The 20,169-nt window shown below is 40.6% G+C and carries 20 protein-coding genes; 5 read left to right on the forward strand and 15 right to left on the reverse strand.

Features of this window, described 5'->3' with window-relative positions; genetic code table 11:
- Positions 1–4: 4 nt before the first annotated feature.
- From AC0L3Y_RS01650 to AC0L3Y_RS01665, 4 genes are all read right to left on the reverse strand, one after another.
- A complete protein-coding gene (locus AC0L3Y_RS01650) occupies positions 5–2,308 on the reverse strand; it encodes an ATP-binding protein (protein WP_473467973.1) in 2,304 nt (767 codons plus the stop codon).
- A 62-nt stretch (positions 2,309–2,370) separates the two neighbouring features.
- Complete coding sequence (gene epmA, locus AC0L3Y_RS01655; protein WP_473467974.1) at positions 2,371–3,348, reverse strand: EF-P lysine aminoacylase EpmA; 978 nt, start codon at positions 3,346–3,348, stop codon at positions 2,371–2,373.
- 48 nt (positions 3,349–3,396) lie between these two features.
- Positions 3,397–4,020 (reverse strand): LysE family translocator, encoded by a 624-nt coding sequence (locus AC0L3Y_RS01660; RefSeq protein WP_473467976.1) that lies wholly within the window; start codon positions 4,018–4,020, stop codon positions 3,397–3,399.
- Positions 4,021–4,047: 27 nt separating this feature from the next.
- A complete protein-coding gene (locus AC0L3Y_RS01665) occupies positions 4,048–4,932 on the reverse strand; it encodes an EamA family transporter (protein WP_473467978.1) in 885 nt (294 codons plus the stop codon).
- 129 nt (positions 4,933–5,061) lie between these two features.
- On the opposite strand from AC0L3Y_RS01665, the gene AC0L3Y_RS01670 reads away from it, so the two are divergent.
- From AC0L3Y_RS01670 to AC0L3Y_RS01680, 3 genes are all read left to right on the forward strand, one after another.
- Positions 5,062–6,525 (forward strand): aminotransferase-like domain-containing protein, encoded by a 1,464-nt coding sequence (locus AC0L3Y_RS01670; protein WP_473467979.1) that lies wholly within the window; start codon positions 5,062–5,064, stop codon positions 6,523–6,525.
- A 151-nt stretch (positions 6,526–6,676) separates the two neighbouring features.
- Positions 6,677–7,132, forward strand: a complete 456-nt coding sequence (locus AC0L3Y_RS01675) for a hypothetical protein (RefSeq protein ID WP_473467981.1) — start codon at positions 6,677–6,679, stop codon at positions 7,130–7,132.
- A complete protein-coding gene (locus AC0L3Y_RS01680; RefSeq protein WP_473467984.1) occupies positions 7,126–7,314 on the forward strand; it encodes a DUF1289 domain-containing protein in 189 nt (62 codons plus the stop codon). The genes AC0L3Y_RS01675 and AC0L3Y_RS01680 overlap by 7 nt, the downstream gene beginning before the upstream one ends.
- 16 nt (positions 7,315–7,330) lie before the next feature.
- Here the strand turns inward: AC0L3Y_RS01680 and AC0L3Y_RS01685 are convergent, their stop codons facing one another.
- The 3 genes from AC0L3Y_RS01685 to AC0L3Y_RS01695 all read right to left on the reverse strand — a co-directional run bounded on the left by AC0L3Y_RS01685 (position 7,331) and on the right by AC0L3Y_RS01695 (position 10,974).
- Positions 7,331–8,317 (reverse strand): universal stress protein, encoded by a 987-nt coding sequence (locus AC0L3Y_RS01685; RefSeq protein WP_473467986.1) that lies wholly within the window; start codon positions 8,315–8,317, stop codon positions 7,331–7,333.
- Positions 8,318–8,343: 26 nt separating this feature from the next.
- Entirely contained in the window at positions 8,344–10,026 is a 1,683-nt protein-coding gene (locus AC0L3Y_RS01690; RefSeq protein WP_473467987.1) for a cation:proton antiporter, read from the reverse strand.
- 219 nt (positions 10,027–10,245) lie between these two features.
- Positions 10,246–10,974 (reverse strand): SDR family oxidoreductase, encoded by a 729-nt coding sequence (locus tag AC0L3Y_RS01695; protein WP_473467988.1) that lies wholly within the window; start codon positions 10,972–10,974, stop codon positions 10,246–10,248.
- A 186-nt stretch (positions 10,975–11,160) separates the two neighbouring features.
- On the opposite strand from AC0L3Y_RS01695, the gene AC0L3Y_RS01700 reads away from it, so the two are divergent.
- Positions 11,161–11,604 carry a DoxX family protein gene (locus AC0L3Y_RS01700; RefSeq protein WP_473467989.1) on the forward strand — a complete coding sequence of 148 codons (444 nt, stop codon included), beginning with the start codon at positions 11,161–11,163 and terminating at the stop codon, positions 11,602–11,604.
- A 127-nt stretch (positions 11,605–11,731) separates the two neighbouring features.
- Here the strand turns inward: AC0L3Y_RS01700 and efp are convergent, their stop codons facing one another.
- Entirely contained in the window at positions 11,732–12,307 is a 576-nt protein-coding gene (gene efp / locus AC0L3Y_RS01705; protein WP_473467991.1) for an elongation factor P, read from the reverse strand.
- Between the two features lie 130 nt (positions 12,308–12,437).
- Here efp and epmB point away from each other — a divergent pair, with 130 nt between their 5' ends.
- Entirely contained in the window at positions 12,438–13,475 is a 1,038-nt protein-coding gene (gene epmB, locus AC0L3Y_RS01710; RefSeq protein WP_473467994.1) for an EF-P beta-lysylation protein EpmB, read from the forward strand.
- Between the two features lie 90 nt (positions 13,476–13,565).
- Here the strand turns inward: epmB and AC0L3Y_RS01715 are convergent, their stop codons facing one another.
- The 7 genes from AC0L3Y_RS01715 to AC0L3Y_RS01745 all read right to left on the reverse strand — a co-directional run bounded on the left by AC0L3Y_RS01715 (position 13,566) and on the right by AC0L3Y_RS01745 (position 20,162).
- The gene (locus tag AC0L3Y_RS01715; protein WP_473467996.1) at positions 13,566–14,855 is read right to left on the reverse strand and encodes a TRAP transporter large permease; all 1,290 of its coding nucleotides are present in this window, start codon (positions 14,853–14,855) and stop codon (positions 13,566–13,568) included.
- 15 nt (positions 14,856–14,870) lie between these two features.
- Entirely contained in the window at positions 14,871–15,383 is a 513-nt protein-coding gene (locus AC0L3Y_RS01720) for a TRAP transporter small permease subunit (RefSeq protein WP_473467997.1), read from the reverse strand.
- Positions 15,384–15,450: 67 nt separating this feature from the next.
- The gene (locus AC0L3Y_RS01725) at positions 15,451–16,440 is read right to left on the reverse strand and encodes a TRAP transporter substrate-binding protein (RefSeq protein ID WP_473468000.1); all 990 of its coding nucleotides are present in this window, start codon (positions 16,438–16,440) and stop codon (positions 15,451–15,453) included.
- 259 nt (positions 16,441–16,699) lie between these two features.
- A complete protein-coding gene (locus AC0L3Y_RS01730; RefSeq protein WP_473468002.1) occupies positions 16,700–17,455 on the reverse strand; it encodes a LamB/YcsF family protein in 756 nt (251 codons plus the stop codon).
- A 9-nt stretch (positions 17,456–17,464) separates the two neighbouring features.
- Positions 17,465–18,442, reverse strand: a complete 978-nt coding sequence (locus AC0L3Y_RS01735; RefSeq protein WP_473468004.1) for a 5-oxoprolinase subunit C family protein — start codon at positions 18,440–18,442, stop codon at positions 17,465–17,467.
- Entirely contained in the window at positions 18,439–19,125 is a 687-nt protein-coding gene (gene pxpB, locus AC0L3Y_RS01740; protein WP_473468007.1) for a 5-oxoprolinase subunit PxpB, read from the reverse strand. The genes AC0L3Y_RS01735 and pxpB overlap by 4 nt, the downstream gene beginning before the upstream one ends.
- 131 nt (positions 19,126–19,256) lie before the next feature.
- Positions 19,257–20,162: a LysR family transcriptional regulator gene (locus AC0L3Y_RS01745; protein WP_473468009.1), complete on the reverse strand. Its 906-nt coding sequence runs from the start codon at positions 20,160–20,162 to the stop codon at positions 19,257–19,259.
- Positions 20,163–20,169 lie beyond the last annotated feature (7 nt).

Below are 20,169 nucleotides of genomic sequence, written 5' to 3' on the forward strand. Positions count from 1 at the left end.
AGCGTTATAAAGCGGCATCATAAGCCATGGAAGACGATTTGAAACGTGGTAGCCTAACACAAAATTCAGCACCACCAGAGGCTTGATTCGTGGCACTAATTTGTCCACCCATTGCATCAATAATTCGCTGACTAATCGACAACCCAAGCCCTAGTCCTAAACCAGACGATTTAGACGTAAAGAAAGGTTCAAATAAATTCCGAATGGCTTCATCACTCAATCCACTCCCCGAATCTTGAACATAGATGATAATACTATCCTGCGTCGCCGTTTGTTCAATACAAACACGTCGTTCTTGCTTAGAAGATTCCAAAATAGCATCGGCGGCATTCGCCAATAAATTAACCAAAACTTGCTCTAAAAAGACCATATCACCATTCACAATAAAACCTTGGTCTTCCGTTACAACCAATTCAATTCCCACTTCTTTGTAACGTGTTTCCATGATTTTCAGAGCCCCCATTATCGCCGTCTGAACAGAAATGGGCCCTTGATGTACATCACCTTTACGCGCAAACACCTTAAAGCGAGCAATAATGTCACTCATATGATGACCAAGTTGACTAATATGCTGCAAGTTTGTCTGAGCCTGATCATATTGTTCACGATCGAGAAATTTCAAACCATTACCTGCAAAAGCTCGAATCGCCGTTAACGGCTGATTTAATTCATGATTCAAACCTGCACTCAACTGACCAAGTACTGCCAGTTTCGCTGTTTGAATAAGCTCTCTCTGTGTACCTTTATGCTCTTCAATTTCCTGACGAAGACGAGTGTTTGCCCCTTCTAATTCAAAGGTCCGTTCCCGTACCCTTTCCTCTAGATCAATTCGTGCCTGAGTAATTTCTTGCTCATAACGCTTACGCTCGGTCATATCATGAAAGGTCACCAAATAACTTAATCGATTTGGTAGCTGCATCTCACATAAGGTCATTTCCACGGGTACTGGTGCCTGATTGGAGTAGTACAAACTACCTTCTCTAGTAAGCACCTTAATACCTAAATTGTTAATCGCATCGAAGAAATCATTCTGTGAAAATAAAGCCTCAGAAGATAAAACTTTAGAATCTTCACTATCAGATCGAAATAAGACACTTAAAGGCTGCCCGACTAAAGGCGCTAATGGCTGACCAACCAACTTCTCAACAGCAGGATTGAAAGATTCTATCTTGTAATTTTCATCTAATGTCACCAAGCCCGCTTGAGTATTCTGTATCACCTCTCGAATATATGCCTGATTATGTCGTGTCATTTCATTAGCATCAGAACGCTCGCGTAACATTCGCGTACGCAACATGGCTAAGCCGAACAGCAAGGCTGTAATCGTTACGCCACCAGCAAAAATAGCTCGCCATAAAGCAATTTCTTCATTAATAATTTTTAGTGGTGCTAAAATAGAAACTTGGAAACCCAATAGACTGATAGGTCTACTCATTTTTAGATAAGAAACTCGGTTTAAATTATCGCCATTATTGGTAACTCGATTTTCTAAAATATCAATAATATGAGATTGATCATCAAAAGATTTTTGATAGGTAATTGCTAGTTTTTCAATCGCTTTATCGCCATAACGTTGAGAGTCTGCAATGCGTTTTAGTTCCTCATGAGATAACTCCCCCAATACTCGATATACCCAATTTGGGCGAGAACCACTAAATACAACATTATCTGGGTCTAACAAGACAAACTCATAGTTCTGATTAGCAAAGCGTTTTTCAAATTGTGTTAAATCAACCTTTACAACAGCAACACCAATGATGGAATCACCTTCATAAATGGGGTAAGAAAAGTAATAACCACGACGATTAGACATAATTCCTAATGCATAATATCGACCTGGTTTACCTGCAATAGCATCTTTGAAATAAGGGCGGAATACATAGTTGCTACCGACAAAACTACTAGGTCCTGCATAGTTAGAAGCGGCTATAGTCAAGCCATCCGCATTCAATATGTAACTGTCTGATGCCTCTGTGATACGGTTAATCTGCTCTAGTTCACGATTAAGTTGATTAATGTCTGATTCAAAACCGTCCCGTAATGCTTTTTTCACTCGATCATTTGATGCCAACAGGGTTGGCATATGTTGATATTTAGCAATCGCGCTTTCTAGAACATTAGCAAGCTGGTTAAGCTCTTCAAAAGTATCAATTCGGAGGGTTTTAATTTGTTGGTTTTTTAGTGCTTCTCCACCTTTCCAAATAAGCAAAACAACCATAAAAAAAGCAAATAAATAAAGCCAAATCAATTGCTTAGAGGAAACTAGGCGCTTAATTCCTAAATGGTATTTTTCTATCAATAGATCCACGACAAAACCTGCTTTTGTTTATTACTTATTATTAAAGGTCTACATTGAGTTTATTCAGGTATCTAGGCTCTTGAATGAGCAAAAGATATAACCTCACCAATATGGGACTTTTGGCACATTAGCATCAGTAAACGGTCAATTCCCAATGCCACACCGGCACACTCAGGCATGCCATTTTTTAAGGCACTTAGTAATCGTTCATCAAACTGTCTGTCCACAAGTTTTAATTCCGCGCGTGTGGCTTTGTCTTTTTCAAAACGGTGAGTTTGTTCTTCCACATCGGTTAGTTCGTAATAACCGTTCGCCAGTTCCATTCCTTGCCAATACAGTTCAAAACGAGCTGCTACCCATTGATCGTTATCATTCATATAGGTTTTCGCCAACGCCGCTTGCGAAGCAGGATAACTGTGAATAAAACAAGGTTGCTCTGTACCAATAGCCGCTTCTACAACACTGGCAAAAATCAATTCTAACAAGGTATCTCTGTCCGTTTCTTGCAGTCCATATTCTGTGTATTTATGAGCACATTCTTGTAACTGAACCAAGGTCGCAACAAAAGGATCCAATCCAGTATGACGCAAGAACGCATCTTGATAACTGAGACGTTCACATTGTAATGATTCATCGTCAAATAAGGCTACAAGTAAACCTTGAATTTCATCCATCAATTGCCAATGATCAAACCCAATCCGATACCATTCCAACATGGTAAATTCGATACTGTGGCGACGTCCGACCTCTTCCGCTCGAAACACTTTACCCAATTGATAAATAGAACCAGAGCCTGCGCAAAGCAGACGTTTCATGGCGTATTCTGGAGAGGTTTGCAGGTAATACGTTAGATCTTCACCCTTAGAGCGAGTATGACTGGTTAAAACTTCAATATGAGGGTCAGAAATGCTTCCCAAAGACAAACACGGTGTATCTACTTCCATCACATCTCGTGCATCAAAAAAAGCGCGAACAGCCTTTAATAACTGAGCACGCTTTTTTAAAACCGAGAGATCCGCACTGGGTTGCCATAATGACGCATTGTACATAAGAAAAGCTCTGAAAAAATAAAAGCCATCATAGCAAATACGAGACAACTAATTCAGCTTACTTAGCAATATTTTAATACCCGCCACGCCAAAGAAAAACGCGAAGGTTACATCAAAAGCACGGCTCATTTTAAAGTAGAAGTGCCTTACTGGAGCATAAGAAAATAACATGGCATAACCGACAAACAGACAAGCGCTTTGTATTCCAACAAGCAAAATAATCGATAACAACTCCTCTATGCCAACGGTGCTGGGTACGCCCATTGAATATAAAGCACCAAAGAACAAGATAACTTTAGGATTTGTAAGGTGAATCGCCAACCCTCGTAAATAGGCACCTCTCAGGGAAAGGGTTGCCGTCTTTTTCAATATGAGCTCTTTCGGAGATAAAACAGACTTAAACGATTTATAAGCCAAATACAGCAGGTACGCCGCACCAAAATAGCGAAAAATATCAAACAACCATGCATTCGCATACATCAAGGTAGCCATGCCAAACGCAGCCGAGAATGACCATATAAAAGACCCTGTTAATATGCCAAGCGCCATCACAATCCCATGACGATGACCAAAATTCATGGAAGTGCCAGCAATGGCTAAGGTTGCAGGTCCGGGGCTTCCCGTTGCGACAAGCGCCGCCATTAAAATCAAACCGTACTGAATGTCCTGCATTACTACTCCTTTAATATTGTTTGGCTCTTAATTTTTTACTATGACTGCTTTTAAAAAACGTGGCAACACCATTTGCCCAATAAACAATCCAGCCAGAATCAACACAGCGGCAATTAATTGGTTCACGCCAATAATTTCATCATAAAACAAATAACCACCCAAGATACCAAACACTGGTACCAACAAAGTCATGGGTGCCACGCTTGAAACACTGTATTTCATAATCATCTTATTCCAGAACCAATAACCCAATAAAGTGGTGGGATACGCCTGAAACAAAACAGAAAACAGCGTCCACTCAGTAAACTGGCTCGGCAAATTCGTCAGCGTTTCTGAGCCATGAGTAAACACCGCCAATAACAACAATGGCAAAGGGGCAAACAGCATTCCCCAAATATTGAAAGCGAAGATGGATGTCGTATTGGCCCGCTTCACAATCAAACCATTCACACTCCAAAATATCGAAGCGATCAACACAAGAACCAAGCCTTTGAAAGTAACGGCTCCGCCTTCTGAATACATGATCAATACCAAACCCAGTAGCGCCAAACCTGTTCCCAAGAGCTTATTTTTAGTAATTTTCTCATGAAGGAAAAAACAACCGACAAACAGACCACTCACCACACTCATATCTAGCAATAAAGACGCCATGCCAGCGGATAACCCTGCACTAATAGACAAGGTTGTCATCCCCCAAACGCCAACCCCAAAAGACAAGCCGTAAGCGATTAAATAACGCCATTGCACATCAGGCTTCTTAATAAAAAAGACCAAGGGAAACACTGCAAAGCTAAAACGCAATGCGGTAAGAACCAAAGGATCAATAGTATTCACACCAAGCTTAATCACGCTAAAGTTAAATCCCCACAGCGCCATAAGCACAAACAACAACCCTAAATCTCGTAATCTCATTTCTGCGTTCTCTATTTTAGTCATTTAAACAACAGCAGTATCAGTAAAAAAACAAAAAGAGTGCAGATTCAATTTTTGATAAAAAATAGAGTACAATTTAAACATTCATTTATAATGAGCAATCATGCAATGACACTTTATGAAGCCTTAGTTCAACGATTTATCGATGACATCAAAAAACAAAAGCTGCCTGTGGGAACGAGGCTACCTGCATTACGAGCTATAGCGAAACAGCACAAGGTCAGTATGACAACCGCCACCAAAGCCTACGATACTCTTCAAGAAACAGGCTGGATTTACGCTCAACCTCAGTCGGGTTATTTCGTCGCCAGCCAAACAGAACAGATCCCCTTTCCTGCTCTAGACTCAAAAGAGATGGAGCAGCGAGACCCAAAACGTTTCGCACCATTAAATGGCTACAACCCGACATCAAGGTTATCTAGTTCATTTGGCACGTCCATGATTTCACCCAATTTACAACCCAGTCTTGCGTTACAACGCTGTATAAAACGCGTCACTAAACGCTCTGATATCTCACTTTTTCAATACCCAGATCCACCCGGTGAACAAGGATTAAGAAAAGCACTGTCAGAGCATTTTCGCCTTGAGAGCTTCAACTTTTCTCCACAGGAATTGGTCATTACAAATGGCTGTATCGACGCAGTTCGACTCGCCATCGAAAGCATCACTAAAGAAGGCGACACCATTGCTATCAGCTCGCCCTGTTTCAGCGGTTTATTAGACTTACTCACCGCCATGTCCAGAAAGGTCATCGAGATTCCGATCAAAAACGATGGACTCGATTTAGAACATCTCGAATCCATTTTACAGCAAGGCTTGATTCAAGCGTCCTTATTCAGTACCTCGAACATGAATCCAACCGGCATGACCTTACCCGTTAAACAAAAACAAACCTTGGCCGCACTCGCCATGCAATATCAAATTCCAATGATAGAAGACGATGTGTACTTTGAACTTGGCCATCATAAACAAAATACTCTACCCGCAAAATATTGGGACAAAGAAGGCTATATCATTTGGTGTGGGTCTTTTTCAAAAACCCTAGCCGCTGGTTTGCGTCTTGGTTGGTGTTTACCTGGGCGGTATTTACAGCCTTACTTGAAGAAACAAGTCGCCACTAGCTTTGGCGTAAATGGTTTCATACAGGCTTGCTTAGCGGAGTTTATTAATACAGGCGAATACCGAACCCATGTGAATAAAACACGTCTACTCTTAAACCAACAAATTCATCAATACCGCCGTTTCCTTGTGGAGCATTTACCCAACAATGCAAACGTTAGCAATCCAGACGGCGGCATGGTGCTGTGGGTACAAATCCCCAACTTCAACGCAGTACAACTGGAAAAAGACGCACAAACACAAAGTATAGACATCCGCAGCGGCGCCTGCTTCAGTACTCACAACTTCTATCACGACTGCTTTCGCATCAACTGCGGTTGGCCGTTGAACTCTTCTGTAGATAAGTCATTAGAACCAGAATACGGAACAAACACTGTTGATAAATACATTAGTTATCAACAACTTAAAGATTTATGTGACATCATAATTAAAACAAGAACCTCTCACCGTTAGAGATCACAACATGAATTAAAAGATGTTTGCATAAGCAACTTAAGATCTTGCATAACTGCGATGCTTACTCATACTTTGTAAAAAGGCCATGTTTTGAATGACCTTTCATCGTTTACAATAGCACCATAGTGAAACAGAGACTCTTAACCTTATGAAAGACATAAAAAACGTATTCCGCAACCTAGAAAAACTACTGAAAAATGCAAACTGGTTCGACGATGGTTGGGAGATTTACAATCGTGGCCCGTACTTGCAGCTTTATAAATCAAACTGGCACAATCAAAACCAAGGCGGCATTCATTTTGAGACCTTTATTGAAGCGCCTCAAATCAAGCAAAAGTCGTTTCCTATCTGTATGCACGCCGAAGAAGATTGCCCATCTCAACCAGAATTTATTGAAAAATTTCTAGCACTTGAAAGCGGTCGTATAAAAAGTTGGAAAGGCTACCAAACCATAGGCAAGGGTTATCATATTTGTGAACGTACACTGCCTCTTAACTTCAAAAATCTAGAGCAACGTATCTTTGAAGAACTTAACCGACTGCGCCAACTTGAAGACGGTGTTGAACAAGCACTCGATGAAGTCAACGGAGAGCCTGAATGGTAAAGCGCCAGAAAAGCCCCTGCATTGATCTTTGCGACTTCTCTGGACCGAAAGGTTGGTGCTTGGGTTGCGCTCGTACTCGCCCAGAGTGCAACCAATGGCAAAAAATGAAGCCTTATGACAAAAACAACATAGAAAAGGAACTGCAAAGGCGCATGAACCAAATCAAAAAAACAGCAGAGTGAATTATGAATTCAATCTTTATTTCTTTATTGTAGAAATAGGCGATACAAAACCATCTGGTTTCACTGCCAATACAGAACATTGAATTTGAGAAAGTATCGTTTCTGCTGTGTTACCAATGATGACACCAGCTACTCCAGATCGACCAACCGTTCCCATGACCATCAAATCCGCTTCCATATCACTCGCTAATTTGGGTAGCTCTCTATCTGGAGCGCCCTGCAAAATATGAATTTTGGGAGATAAATATTTAAAGGTTTCCTCTCCTAATGTTTGCTTCAAATTCTCCATCATAATATTCATTTGCTGACGACATTTCTTATATTCATGCTCAAATAAATCCTTTTCGACTTTATCTGGTTGCTCTACCCATAAACCTATAAAACCAGCATGAGGAACATCATAAGCATTTACCACATGAAGAGTCGCCATTTCTGATAAAGCCAGTAAACTAGACAGTTCGAGAATTGTCTGATTTAGCTCATAATTGACTTCTCGACTATCTGATTCAAATTCATCACCGAAATCAATAGCTGCAATAATATGTTTGTCTTTGGTTTTACTTTCTGTCCATTTATTTTTATTCATTAACCAAACTGGACAAGGGCACTTTCGTAATAAATGCATATCATCACTGCCAAATAAACGATCAAGCCAATCAATTCCATCCGCTTCTTTTATGACTAAATCGTATTGTTTTTCTTGAACAGCTCGAATCACTTCAATGTATTTTTTACCAAACCGGATTTCCGCAATGGCGTTGAGCATTTCATCTAGAGAAGAGACAAGTTCATTCAAAATATCTTGCTCATAAGCCAGTACTTTGCTCTTAAAATCTTCATCGGTTAGATTTGAAAAACCAGCCGCCTTAATATCTGGGTGTATTTTCAACACGGTTAAATTCGCTTGATTGTTTTTCGCCAAATTCACGGCCTGTGTGAAGGACGCTGAAAGTGCATTTATCTCTCCATCGAATACATAAACGATGTTATTAAATTTTTGCATGACAAAACTCCCTTTATAAATTGAGATCAAACCGCCTGATGATCAAGTCCTTCAAGTAACAGCTCAGTCGCTCTGTCTGCTGCATCCTGAAATGGCTCTAAGATAAGATTGACCCCAAGGAGACTTAACTCTTCAGCTTCTAATTTAGTTTGTGACACAACCGCTAATTGCCCACTAAAATCCGTCATTTTAAGAAGTTGCACTATGGTTCTACTAGTATCCTCAAAAGATACCCCAGTGTGATGATGTGGAATGGTAGAAACAATCCACTTTGCCTGACGCAAAGGCAATTCAGCAATAAATTCTGCATCGGTCACATCACCATAAGCGGTATGAAGACCCAACTGCTCCCAATGCTTTGTCGCTGACGGATTAAAATCCACTCCCATGACCCTAATTCCCTGTTCATTTAGTCTGGTCGCAACGGCGGTTCCTAATCGGCCTAACCCAAACACAACCACTTCAGGATGATTACTGGCTACGGCTTCGGAACTTTGTTCACGAGTCGGATTTTTTCGTTCAAAGATGCCCAACACAGGCTCAAAAAAGTCATACAGTTGATGGGAGTAAGTAATCATATAAGTGGATGCGGCAATCGTAATAATGCCAACCAATGTTGCTAACCCTAAAATATCTTGTGAAACGTGCCCTAAGCTAATGCCCATCGCAATAAAAATAAGAGAGAACTCGCTTATTTGCGCGACGGTTAATCCGGCTAGGAAACCGGTTCTTTTTCGATATCCCATTCGGCCCATAATAATCAGGACAATCAAAGGGTTACCAATCAAGACGAACAAGGAAAAGATAATCGCGCCAGAAATATGTGAGCCGAGTAACGACAAATCCAATGTTGCGCCCAGAGCAATAAAGAAAAACAAGAGTAAGAAATCACGTAACGGCGCCAACCTCGCCGCGATACTTTCGCGATAAGGCGTAGAAGCAAGAGCAACACCCGCTAGCAATCCGCCAACTTCCATACCAAGGCCCACCATATTACCTATCGCAGCAAACAACGCAGCTTGTGCAATGGCATAAATGACCAATAATTCAGGCACCCTTGCCAGTAAACCGGTCAACGGATTGGCGATATAGCGAATAAACACCATAACAAACAACACCAAACCCACGCCTGAAGCAGCGACATGCCAGACGGATGAATCACCAGAACCGCCATGCCCAGAACCAATGCCGATAGTCGCCAGTACAATCATGGCCATTACCACGACAAGATCTTGGACGATTAGAAAGCCCAGTGCGATCTGTCCATGCAGCGAATCGATTTCTCGTTTATCAGACAAGAGTTTTACAATAATAATGGTGGAAGAAAACGTAAGAGCGACCGCAAGGTAAAGACTTGAAGTAGTATCTAAACCTATCATGAGTCCAATCAAGTACCCAATAATCGAGGTGAAAGCCACTTGGCCAAGACCGGTTAAAACCGATACCCAACCAATGGATTTAATGAGCTTTATATCCAGCTTTATCCCCACGAGGAAAAGCAAAATAGCGATCCCAAGCTCAGAAAGCAGTTTAATTTGATCTTTAGAATGAACGATATCCAAAGCCGATGGCCCAGCAATTAAGCCAACCACAATAAAGCTCACGATAAGAGGTTGTCGGAGCAAAAGGCCAACAAAACCAGTAAGAGCCGCCAACACCAACAATGCAGCAACTTCGTTGAAAGACGACTGGGTAATTAATTCAAACAATCTTGATCCCTCATTTTAATAATCCTTCGTTCTAAATTTATGCTTCAACCCAAAAAATAACATTTCAGATAAGCTGTCGACTGGGAAAAAGTGAGACAAGTTCCCCAATTATTAAACAGACGAGCTTTATATTGATATAAGTCATAAAACAACGAAAAAGAGGAAGTAGCCGCATGACTACTTCCTCTTTTTTTAAAGGCAAAAAACACCTTAAGGCGTCTACAAATCAAATTGTGAAGGCATGATCACAATATCTCGAATCGTCACATGGCGCGGACGTGTGACCATAAACAACAAGGCATCAGCAACTTCACTAGCATCCATCAAGCTACCTGAACGTTTTGCTTCCTCTAATTTTTCGGCAGGCCAATCAGACAGCAAAGACGTAATTACAGGACCCGGTGAAACAGAGCCAACACGGATACCTTGCTTACAAACTTGGCGACGAACGGTTTGTACAAAACAATTGATCGCCCACTTTGAGGATGCATAAACAGGCTCCCAAGGTGTCGGATAATGTCCCGCCAAAGAACTAGTGACAAGAATATCGCCAACTCCACGCTCGATCATGTGAGGAAGAACATCACGCACATTTTTCATCACGACATTGATGTTCAAATTCAACATGCGATCAATGGCATCGTTTTCTGCATCGACCAAATCACCACCGACATATAGACCAGCATTGGAGTGAAAAATATCAATCACTTTGGTTTTTTCTAAAATTCGAGGAATCAAGCCTGCACAACTTTCTGTATCAAGTAAGTCTGTAGGCAAAACTATCAAAGCGTCGCCATGTTTTTCTTGTAGCGCGGCTAATGCGGTTTCGTCTCGATCGACAATAACCACCAAAGCGCCTTCCGCTATCATAGACTCAGCACTGGCAAGACCAATACCCGACGCACCGCCAGTAACAACAGCAACTTTTCCCATTAATGACTGAGTCATACTTCACCCTATTTATTGTTTTTTGATTGATTAATAGTGAGCAAGCTAATCACAAGTGAGCCTTTTCGTCTATGTTCAATTTTTTTGAACTAAGACCTCAAAAACCTCCGTTATTTAACTCGAAACTTATTAGTTATAGTGGGCTTAAGTTAAACCTTCTACCTAATTTCAATAAGGAAAACCAAGATGAAATCTTCTTTAATTCAAACGATTACAAACACAACCTCAGGCATAGCAAGCACGATATTACGAATTCCTGTTGGCATTATCTTAATGGCTCATGGCGCACAAAAGCTGTTCGGTTCTTTTGGTGGTTATGGTTTAGAAGGCACTGGTCAATGGATGGCCTCAATTGGTTTAGAGCCAGGTTATTTGATGGCGCTTCTAGCTGGTAGTGCAGAATTCTTTGGTGGACTGGCATTAGTCATAGGCTTATTGGTTCGACCTGCGTCTGTTGTAATTGCCTTCACCATGCTAATGGCTATCTTCACTGTACATATTTCAAATGGATTATTTATGTCTAACGGTGGCTATGAATACGCATTAGCATTATTTGTTGTCGCAGTTTCATTGGCTTTCAGCGGTGCTGGTTCTTACTCTATAGACAAAATCATAGCTGCAAAACAATAGTCTCGATATTCAACCAGCTTCAGGGTTGAGTTCTTATTTAAGAAGCAAAATATTTACCCAAAAAAAAGCCTTCGATAGTTTTCTATCGAAGGCTTTTTACTATTTATACTCTAGAGTAAATAAGTTATTACTTACCTGTTGCGCGGGAAACGTATTCACCGCTACGTGTATCAATACGTAGGATTTCACCAATGTTGATGAACAAAGGAACACGAACCATAGCGCCAGTCACTAAATAAGCCGGTTTAGAACCGCCGTTTGCGGTATCACCTTTAACACCTGGATCGGTATCTTTTACTTCAAGTTCGATAAAGTTAGGCGGTGTAACAGCCAATGGTGCACCGTTATACAAAGTTACCACGTATTTCTCTTGTTCTTTCAACCAGTTTTTCGTATCAGCAATCGCATTTTCATCTGCTGCGTGCTGCTCAAAAGAACCATCAACTGCCATGAAGTGCCAGAATTCACCGTCGGTGTACAAGTACTCCATATCGGTTTCCATCACATCCGCGCCTTCTAGGGATTCACCTGATTTAAAGGTACGCTCCCATACACGACCACTTTTTAGGTTACGCAATTTAAGACGGTTAAACGCTTGGCCTTTACCTGGTCTTACGTGTTCGTTTTCTAAAACAGAACATGGGTCGCCATCGACCATTACTTTCGCGCCAGTGCGCATATCGCTAGTAGAAATATTAGCCATAAATCCTCACGGTATAAATTTAGAGAAAAGGCTCCGACTGGCGTATCATGTCAGTCTAAAGGTCTTTTATAAGAACTTTAAAAGCCATCGGCCTAATTGGCCAAAAAAAGTTGGCGTAATCATAACCTAAATGAACTCAATTTTGCAGATATTTGACGTGATCCCTATTCAAACAACGAACAATATAAGCTGGCCACAACACTTGTCACAAGCGTTGACGTCCTTACCAGAGCTGATTCAACACCTTGGTTTACCAGAATACTTAGCTGAACAAGGCGTAGAAGCACAGGAGAGTTTTAAGCTGCTGGTGCCGCGCCCTTATCTATCACGTATTGAATACGGTAACCCAAACGATCCGCTGTTATTACAAGTTTTACCCAGTTCAACCGAGATGCAAAAAGTATTAGGCTATAGTAAAGATCCATTAGAAGAAGCTAATCATAATCCTCAAAAAGCCATAGTGCATAAATATAAGAGTCGATTACTAGTCATTACGACAGGGACTTGCGCAGTAAATTGCCGCTACTGTTTCCGTCGTCACTTTCCTTATGGCGACAATCAACTGGCTCAAGCGGAATGGCAATCCGTGATTGATTACCTAATCGCACACCCAGAGATCAATGAAGTGATCTTGAGCGGTGGCGACCCTCTGATGATGAAAGACACCTTGCTCGCCGATAAAGTTCGTCAAATCGAAGCTTTGCCACAAATCCAACGCCTGCGTATTCACTCTCGATTACCTGTGGTGATTCCCGCTCGCATTTGTGACGAGATGCTCGATTGGATAAACAAAAGCCGTCTCGATATTGTCATGGTGTGGCACATAAACCATGCTAATGAAATAGACGAAGAACTCGCTCAAGCCGCCTTTAAACTAAAACAGGCTGGCGTCACGCTATTGAACCAAGGTGTGTTATTGAAAGGCATAAACGATTCCGTAGAAGCGCAAGTAAACCTAAGTGAAGCCGTTTTTTCTGCCGGTATTTTGCCTTATTACATGTTCACACTAGATCCCGTAGAAGGTGCGGCGCATTTTGACATAACAATTGAAGAAGCCCAGCAACTCATGGGGAAAGTCGCCGCGGAATTACCAGGTTATTTGGTGCCAAAACTGGCCAAAGAAATTCCGGGACAAACGTCTAAAACAGTATTTGCACCAATTAACTAACTGAAACAATCGAAACACGGATTAAACAAATTCAACTTAATTCAGCCCATCCATGGGCGAATTAAGTAATAAATCTATAAGAGTAAATAATTACCCCATCAAGGAAGGCAAGAAGGTTACAACTTCAGGAAAGACAGCTAAGAAGAATACAAAACACACCATAATGATAAAAATAGGCAACACAGATTTCGCTATTTTACCCAGCTTTTCGCCCGTAAGCCCCTGAATAACAAATAAATTCATGCCAACAGGTGGCGATATTTGTGCCAGCTCTACAACGATAATCAAGAATACACCAAACCAAATTTTATCATACCCTGCAGCAGTAATAAGCGGCAAAACTAGCGGCAATGTCATTAGAATCAAAGACATACCTTCTAAAAAACACCCTAAAATAATGTACACTATAACTAAGAGCGCAACCAGTTCGAGTGGTGATAAGTTAAATGAGCCAATCAAGCTTGATATCGCTTGCGGAAGCCCAAGAAAGCCCATTGCCGTCGATAAAAAAGACGCCGATGCAATAATAAGCCCCAGCATACTGGCCGTTCGAGCCGTACCTATCAAGGCAGCCATTAAAGCTTTTAAATTAAGTGACTTCTCCCACAGCATAATACACAGCGTAATCACAACGGAAATCGAAGCGGCTTCAGAAGGGCTAGCAAAGCCACCATACAAAGCAATTAGCAATCCAGACATGAGGATAATAAAAGGTGTCAAAGCAGGAAGGTTAACCAACCTATCCTTCCATATGTTTTCATCTACCGCTTCCGTACGAGTGTGTCTTTTTCGATCTGCAAACGCGATATAAATCATCAACAAGAGAGCTAACATCAGTCCAGGAATAATACCTGCGGCAAACAGTTTCAATACTGATGTTTGAGACAATACACCGTAGATGATCATTATAATACTTGGTGGGATTAAGAAACCTAATGTCCCTGCACCTGCTAATGTTCCCATTGCAAGCTGGGAGTCATACCCACGTGAATCCAACTCTTTTAAGGTGATTTTACCTACAGCGCTGGTTGTCGCTGCAGATGACCCCGAAATCAAAGCAAAGAAAGTACAACCAACCACATTAGTGTGAAGAAGCCCACCAGGTAAACGTCTTACCCAAGGCTCAATCGCTCTAAAAAGCCCATCAATAAAACGAGAACGCATGAGCAACTCAGACATTAATATAAATAATGGCAATGCTACTAACTCTGGCGATGAAAGACCATTCCACACAGTTTGAGACAAAATTCTATCGACAGGGATGCTGCGAAAGATAGAAAGACTACCGATTCCAACACCAAGCAATGAAAGAAATACCCACGCTCCAGAGGCTAATAAAGAAAACAGTAAAGCGAAGGTGGTAATTATTGGGAGTGACATGGTGATGCATTCCTTCTACGAGTTATCATTTTTCAAATTCGGTGCATTTTCAAACGGCTTATTCGTAATAGCTTGAAGTAATCTTAGCACCAGTTGTAATGTCAGCAATGCAGCACCAATGGCCATAAAAGACGCAGGAATAGCAAGTGGAATATCATTTACTGTGCCTGATGTTCTTCCCGTTTCGATATATTTAAACGCAAATTTAAAAATCGACATGGATAAAAAAGCAGAAATAACTAAAGCTACACTTGTCGCTAAAATTTCAAAGGCTTTAGAGTGGAAGCGCTGAAGGATGGTTACCCTAATATGTCCACCCGAACGCAAGGTATAACCAGCGGCAAGAAACACAGCACCAATATGAAAATAAGAAGCAAATTCCCAAACAAATGGAAGGCTATAATCGAACATGTTTCGGATAATAATTTCTGCGACTTGCATCAATGCAATGACAAGAATAGCAATGCCCGCGATATAACATGCAATCAAACAAATGCGGTCAACTATTTTGGTTAGTACAGCAATCATGCTTTGCTCCAAATAAATAGTATTGACCCTGCAAAACGAGCAGGGTCAATAAGATTAGGGATGAAAATTATTTTGCTGCTTGGAAAGCATTTACAACTTTACGTGCAGAAGGTCCCATGGCGTCAATTTCTTTTTCACGCAATGGTGAAGCAAGCGCTTTAAACTTCGCTCTTAAATCATCGCTGATGCGTCCTGCAACCATGCCGTTATCCGTTAGCTTCTTCATATCATTAGCATTAATTTCACCGATAGAAGCCCAAACTTTAGGTTGGAATTCCTTAGCTAACGCTTCGATTTTTTCCTGATTTTCTTTTGACAAATCACTCCAGTAATCCAGGTTTACACTAATCACGTTGGTGTTCCAAGATTGACGAGTTGGGTAAATGTAACCTAGAAATTCCCAAAATGATCCATCAACTGCAGAGGCTGCTGAAGTCGCTACGGCGTCGATTGCACCTGATGCTAATGAAGGTACTACGTCGCCCCAAGGAAGCTGAACAGGTGTCATACCGACAGCATCAAATACTTCTGTTGAGCTTTTATTAAAAGTACGAATTTTTACGTTCTTCATATCATCAATTGTTTCGATAACGTCTTTAGTAAAGATCTGTTGATCAGGCCAAGGAAGTGTAAAAAGAATTTTTTGGTTGTTTTTTGCGTAAATTTCATCCAATAAAGGACGGTAATAAGTACTAAATTTCTCAAGTTCTTCAATACTACCAATTAGGTAAGGTAAAGATTCCAAACCAAGAAGAGGGTCTGCACCTGTTTGTTGATTTAGTAGCATATCTCCAATAGGTACTAATCCATCACGTACTGCACCGAACATATCAGGGCCTTTAAAACCTAATGAGCCGCCCGGATGTGTAATGATTGAAACATCATTGTTGGTTACCGTTTTTACTTCATCAGCGAATTCAGTAACCGCTTTCGTAATAAAGTTATCCGCAGGCCAAGCAAGTGGAAGATCCCACTGAGACGCAGCAATAGAATATTGGGTTGTAAAAGCTACCGTGGTAGCCATGAATAATGAGGGAATATTTTTTAATAGTTTCATAGTTAACGTTCCTTTAATAATAATTTTAATGCCCTGCAAATGTGATATCAGTTACTTCTTTGTTAGGGTTGAAATCAGTAAATAGCACTTCTAACAGAAAAAAAGGGATATTTATTTATCTTGATAGATCACTTTTAGGACTCAATAAAAACCAACAATTAGCGTACGAAGATTTGTTAAGTAAAAGGTTCAATAAGCAATAAAACCAATTAACGAAATGATTCCATACAATTTTATGGATAAAATAAAGGCGAGTAGTTTAATTCGCAGTCACAATACAGCCACTTTCAACAACCGCATTTTTGATAACTTTTGCTAATTCCAAAGCATTTGGTGTATCACTATGAACCAATACGGAATCGATTTTCATACTGATACAGCCGCCTTCTGTTGTTTCAACGATGCCTTCTGTTAAGAGCTTTTTAACCCTGTCACTGACTTGAGTTAAATCTTTTATCACAGCATTCGGTGTGCCTCTTTTTGCCAACAGCCCTTCAGAGGTATACCCTCGATCTGCCAAAAACGAGTACATAACCTTTAGGTTTTGACGTTCTGCTTCACGTGCAGCACAGGTATTTGAGATTCCGATATAAATCAAACTTGAGTCAAAATCTTTTATCGCTGAAATGAGTGTTTTTGCTACCTCTTCATCCTGAAAAGAAAGGTTACCTAAGGCGCCATGAAAATTGGCATAGGTAAGAGTAGCGCCAACGGATTTCGCCATCCCAGCCAGTGCCCCCAATTGGTATAACACCATCGAATACAATTCATCCATTGAGAACTTAATATCTCTTCTACCAAAGCCTTGAATATCTGGATAACCAATGTGTGCACCAATACGAACATTGTTTCGTTGCGCTTCTTTAATGGTTTTTAACATAACCTGTGGATCACCAGCATGAAAACCACAAGCAATATTTGCAGATGTTACATACTGCAATAACTCACTATCAGGGGCAGACTTGTATATACCAAAGCCTTCGCCCATGTCAGAATTTATATCAATTGTTCGCATATATCACCGCTACTTTTTATGAGAAAAAGTATTTCTCATCATGTCAATATTATGAAATATCTTGGATAGTTTTTTGCTTTCTTGTTTTGTGATTTCTAATGCATCGTCAACACTGCACATCTCAAATTTCACTGTATTACCCGGCTTGATTTGTGCCAAAAATCTCATATCACTAGCGATCACAACTCCTATTTTTGGGTAACCTCCACAGGTATTCGCATCCTGCAACTGAATGACGGGTTGTCCAGAAGGCGGTAACTGAATGCAGCCTGGCACAATACCATGAGACATTAATTCTAATGGCGCTTTCAATGAAAGAGGCGCTCCTTCAAGTCGAGCACCAAGACGGTTAGTTTCATTACTAACTTGCCAAGGAGACGACAAAACCATTTGCTGGCTATCATCTGTTAAACACGCCCACTCAGCACCTATAATAAAACGCACCACGCACTCGCCATCCACTGGCTTATGCCTTGGCTGTATTGATTTAGAAAGGCCAAATGAGGGACATTGCGCCCCCTTGTATGCAAGAATAGGTAATTCATCTCCTTTACGTAATGGTCTACCTGATAGTCCACCTATCTGAGTTTTTAAATCCGTTGATTTTGATCCCATAACCTCTGGAACATTAAAACCACCTGCAACAGATAAATAAGTCCTTAAACCTTCAGAACTTATTTTTAATCTTAATACCTGTCCGGCTTTAACTGGAAAACACCACCAACAAGGTATCGATTTTGAGTCAAGAGTAGCTAATGCATCCGCGCCTGTAAGAGCAACATAAGTATCACTGTGAAAGCGAAAACTGGCGTTACCATACGTAATCTCCAATACAGCGGCATCTTCATCATTCATAACCAAGTGATTAGCGATTGCAAAAGAAAGTGCATCCATAGCACCACTAAAGCCTACACCAATAGTACGGTATTTTTTTCGCCCTCTATCCTGAATTGTGGTCTGAATACCTGGAGTAATAACTTCAATCAAAGGTGAACCCCTTTTACTCTGAATTCCACAATATCACCCGGCGAAAATATCGCAGGACTGTCATTTTTAATATTAAAAACGTCATAGTCTGTTTGGCCAATAACATGCCAACCGCAAGCAGATGTTCGAGACAAGACGCTGGCTTGCCCGCCTGCAATAATAACTGCACCGGACTCGACTCTTGCTCTAGGAGAAGACCTGCGCGGAATATCTAATTGACTGGGTAAACCTCCCAAATAAGGTAATCCAGGTTGGCTACCTAGAGTAAAAACCGTGTATTTTGATGTGGAATGAAGTTCAATAACTTGATCAATAGACAGCTGACTGTATTCTGCAACCTGTTTCAAATCCTCTAAATACTCTCCGCCATAAACCACATCAATAATATGTGATTTCACATTCAAAGCGCCTTCAAGCACATCTTGTTGCCAATACTCAGAGACCTTTTGCTGTACTTCTGCATGAGGTAAATCTACGGGTACGAATGACACTAAGAAATTATTCATACCAATAATGACTTCAGAAATCCCTTTGATTGCTTCAAGCCTTTTGGAAATACTCCAAATTTTTTTCTGCAACCCTAATGCAGGAACGTCCAATTCCATTCCTGCATCAAATAATATTGCTGCCTCACCCATCATACTTATGATTAATTCAGGCTTATTTTCTAGTGACGTTTTCATAAATAAAAATCTATTGTCGTTCTTCATATTGATCGGAACGTGTTAACTTATGGGATAGGAATCACTCTATAGTGAAGAAAAGAAATAAAAAAGAGACTTAAAATCATTCGAAACCATCACTTTTAGTGATCTTAAGAAGTGCCAATTAAAACCCCATCAAAATCACAAGATTCCAATGCGTAACTTATAACATCGCTATAAAGCTTAGAGTCTCGATCCGCCCTATGAAGTGCTGCATATCTAACTTCAGGAAGCTGAGGCGTAATGTCTAATATTTTTAATGAGCCGCTATCTAGGTGTTTTTTCATCGCTGAAATAGGTAAGTAGCTAATACCAATACCGGATAGTGTCAAACCAATTTGCGCAACCAAGCTGTTACTCAATAGTTTTCTCGTTACCTTGAAACCATTCTGTAAAAACCACCTTTCATAAATCACCCCGGTTCCAGACAAGTTACTTTGAGTCAGTACATTCAGTTTAGAAAGAGATTCAAAATCAATTGGTCCGTCAGTCGGTACGTAGTCTGGTGTGCACATCCATGCATTTTTTACTGTTTTGAGACGACACACCTTATAGGCTGTATCTTCATAAACATCTGGCACAATAATCATGTCTAAAGAATCATTTGCCAGTTTTTCAAGTAAGGTTGAACTTAACTCAACTTGAGGTTCAATAATCAATTTGGGATAGTTGTGTGCAATCAGCTTCACTAGCTTAGGTAACCAAGTTAATGCGGTCAGTTCCGTTACACCGATACGAAAACGCTTATGAAGAGTTTCAGGGCTACTCATTCGCTCAAGAACATAATCTCGCATGTCGAGCATATCTTTTGACAAGGCCAATAACTCAGTGCCTTTTTCTGTCAATTTTGCATTTCGTCTAGACCGATCAAATACCTCTATATCAAAAACCGATTCAAGCTCATTTATTCGCTTAGAAATAGCAGATTGCGTCGTATTTAATTTATCTGCGGCAGCAGCAAAGTTACCTAGCTCTGAAATCCAATATAGAGCTTCTACTTGTTTAAAGGTGATCATTTATATA

The sequence above is a fragment of the Marinomonas sp. GJ51-14 genome (assembly GCF_055808695.1).

What these genes read in the sequence shown, in the direction of transcription:
- AC0L3Y_RS01675 (WP_473467981.1), top strand. Translation starts at nt 6,677, where the DNA reads ATGAAAGACATAAAAAACGTATTCCGCAACCTAGAAAAACTACTGAAA.
- efp (WP_473467991.1), bottom strand. Translation starts at nt 12,307, where the DNA reads ATGGCTAATATTTCTACTAGCGATATGCGCACTGGCGCGAAAGTAATG.
- AC0L3Y_RS01725 (WP_473468000.1), bottom strand. Translation starts at nt 16,440, where the DNA reads ATGAAACTATTAAAAAATATTCCCTCATTATTCATGGCTACCACGGTA.
- epmA (WP_473467974.1), bottom strand. Translation starts at nt 3,348, where the DNA reads ATGTACAATGCGTCATTATGGCAACCCAGTGCGGATCTCTCGGTTTTA.
- AC0L3Y_RS01670 (WP_473467979.1), top strand. Translation starts at nt 5,062, where the DNA reads ATGACACTTTATGAAGCCTTAGTTCAACGATTTATCGATGACATCAAA.
- AC0L3Y_RS01700 (WP_473467989.1), top strand. Translation starts at nt 11,161, where the DNA reads ATGAAATCTTCTTTAATTCAAACGATTACAAACACAACCTCAGGCATA.
- AC0L3Y_RS01685 (WP_473467986.1), bottom strand. Translation starts at nt 8,317, where the DNA reads ATGCAAAAATTTAATAACATCGTTTATGTATTCGATGGAGAGATAAAT.
- AC0L3Y_RS01695 (WP_473467988.1), bottom strand. Translation starts at nt 10,974, where the DNA reads ATGACTCAGTCATTAATGGGAAAAGTTGCTGTTGTTACTGGCGGTGCG.
- AC0L3Y_RS01745 (WP_473468009.1), bottom strand. Translation starts at nt 20,162, where the DNA reads ATGATCACCTTTAAACAAGTAGAAGCTCTATATTGGATTTCAGAGCTA.
- AC0L3Y_RS01730 (WP_473468002.1), bottom strand. Translation starts at nt 17,455, where the DNA reads ATGCGAACAATTGATATAAATTCTGACATGGGCGAAGGCTTTGGTATA.
- AC0L3Y_RS01665 (WP_473467978.1), bottom strand. Translation starts at nt 4,932, where the DNA reads ATGAGATTACGAGATTTAGGGTTGTTGTTTGTGCTTATGGCGCTGTGG.
- epmB (WP_473467994.1), top strand. Translation starts at nt 12,438, where the DNA reads ATGAACTCAATTTTGCAGATATTTGACGTGATCCCTATTCAAACAACG.
- AC0L3Y_RS01680 (WP_473467984.1), top strand. Translation starts at nt 7,126, where the DNA reads ATGGTAAAGCGCCAGAAAAGCCCCTGCATTGATCTTTGCGACTTCTCT.
- AC0L3Y_RS01720 (WP_473467997.1), bottom strand. Translation starts at nt 15,383, where the DNA reads ATGATTGCTGTACTAACCAAAATAGTTGACCGCATTTGTTTGATTGCA.
- AC0L3Y_RS01715 (WP_473467996.1), bottom strand. Translation starts at nt 14,855, where the DNA reads ATGTCACTCCCAATAATTACCACCTTCGCTTTACTGTTTTCTTTATTA.
- pxpB (WP_473468007.1), bottom strand. Translation starts at nt 19,125, where the DNA reads ATGAAAACGTCACTAGAAAATAAGCCTGAATTAATCATAAGTATGATG.
- AC0L3Y_RS01660 (WP_473467976.1), bottom strand. Translation starts at nt 4,020, where the DNA reads ATGCAGGACATTCAGTACGGTTTGATTTTAATGGCGGCGCTTGTCGCA.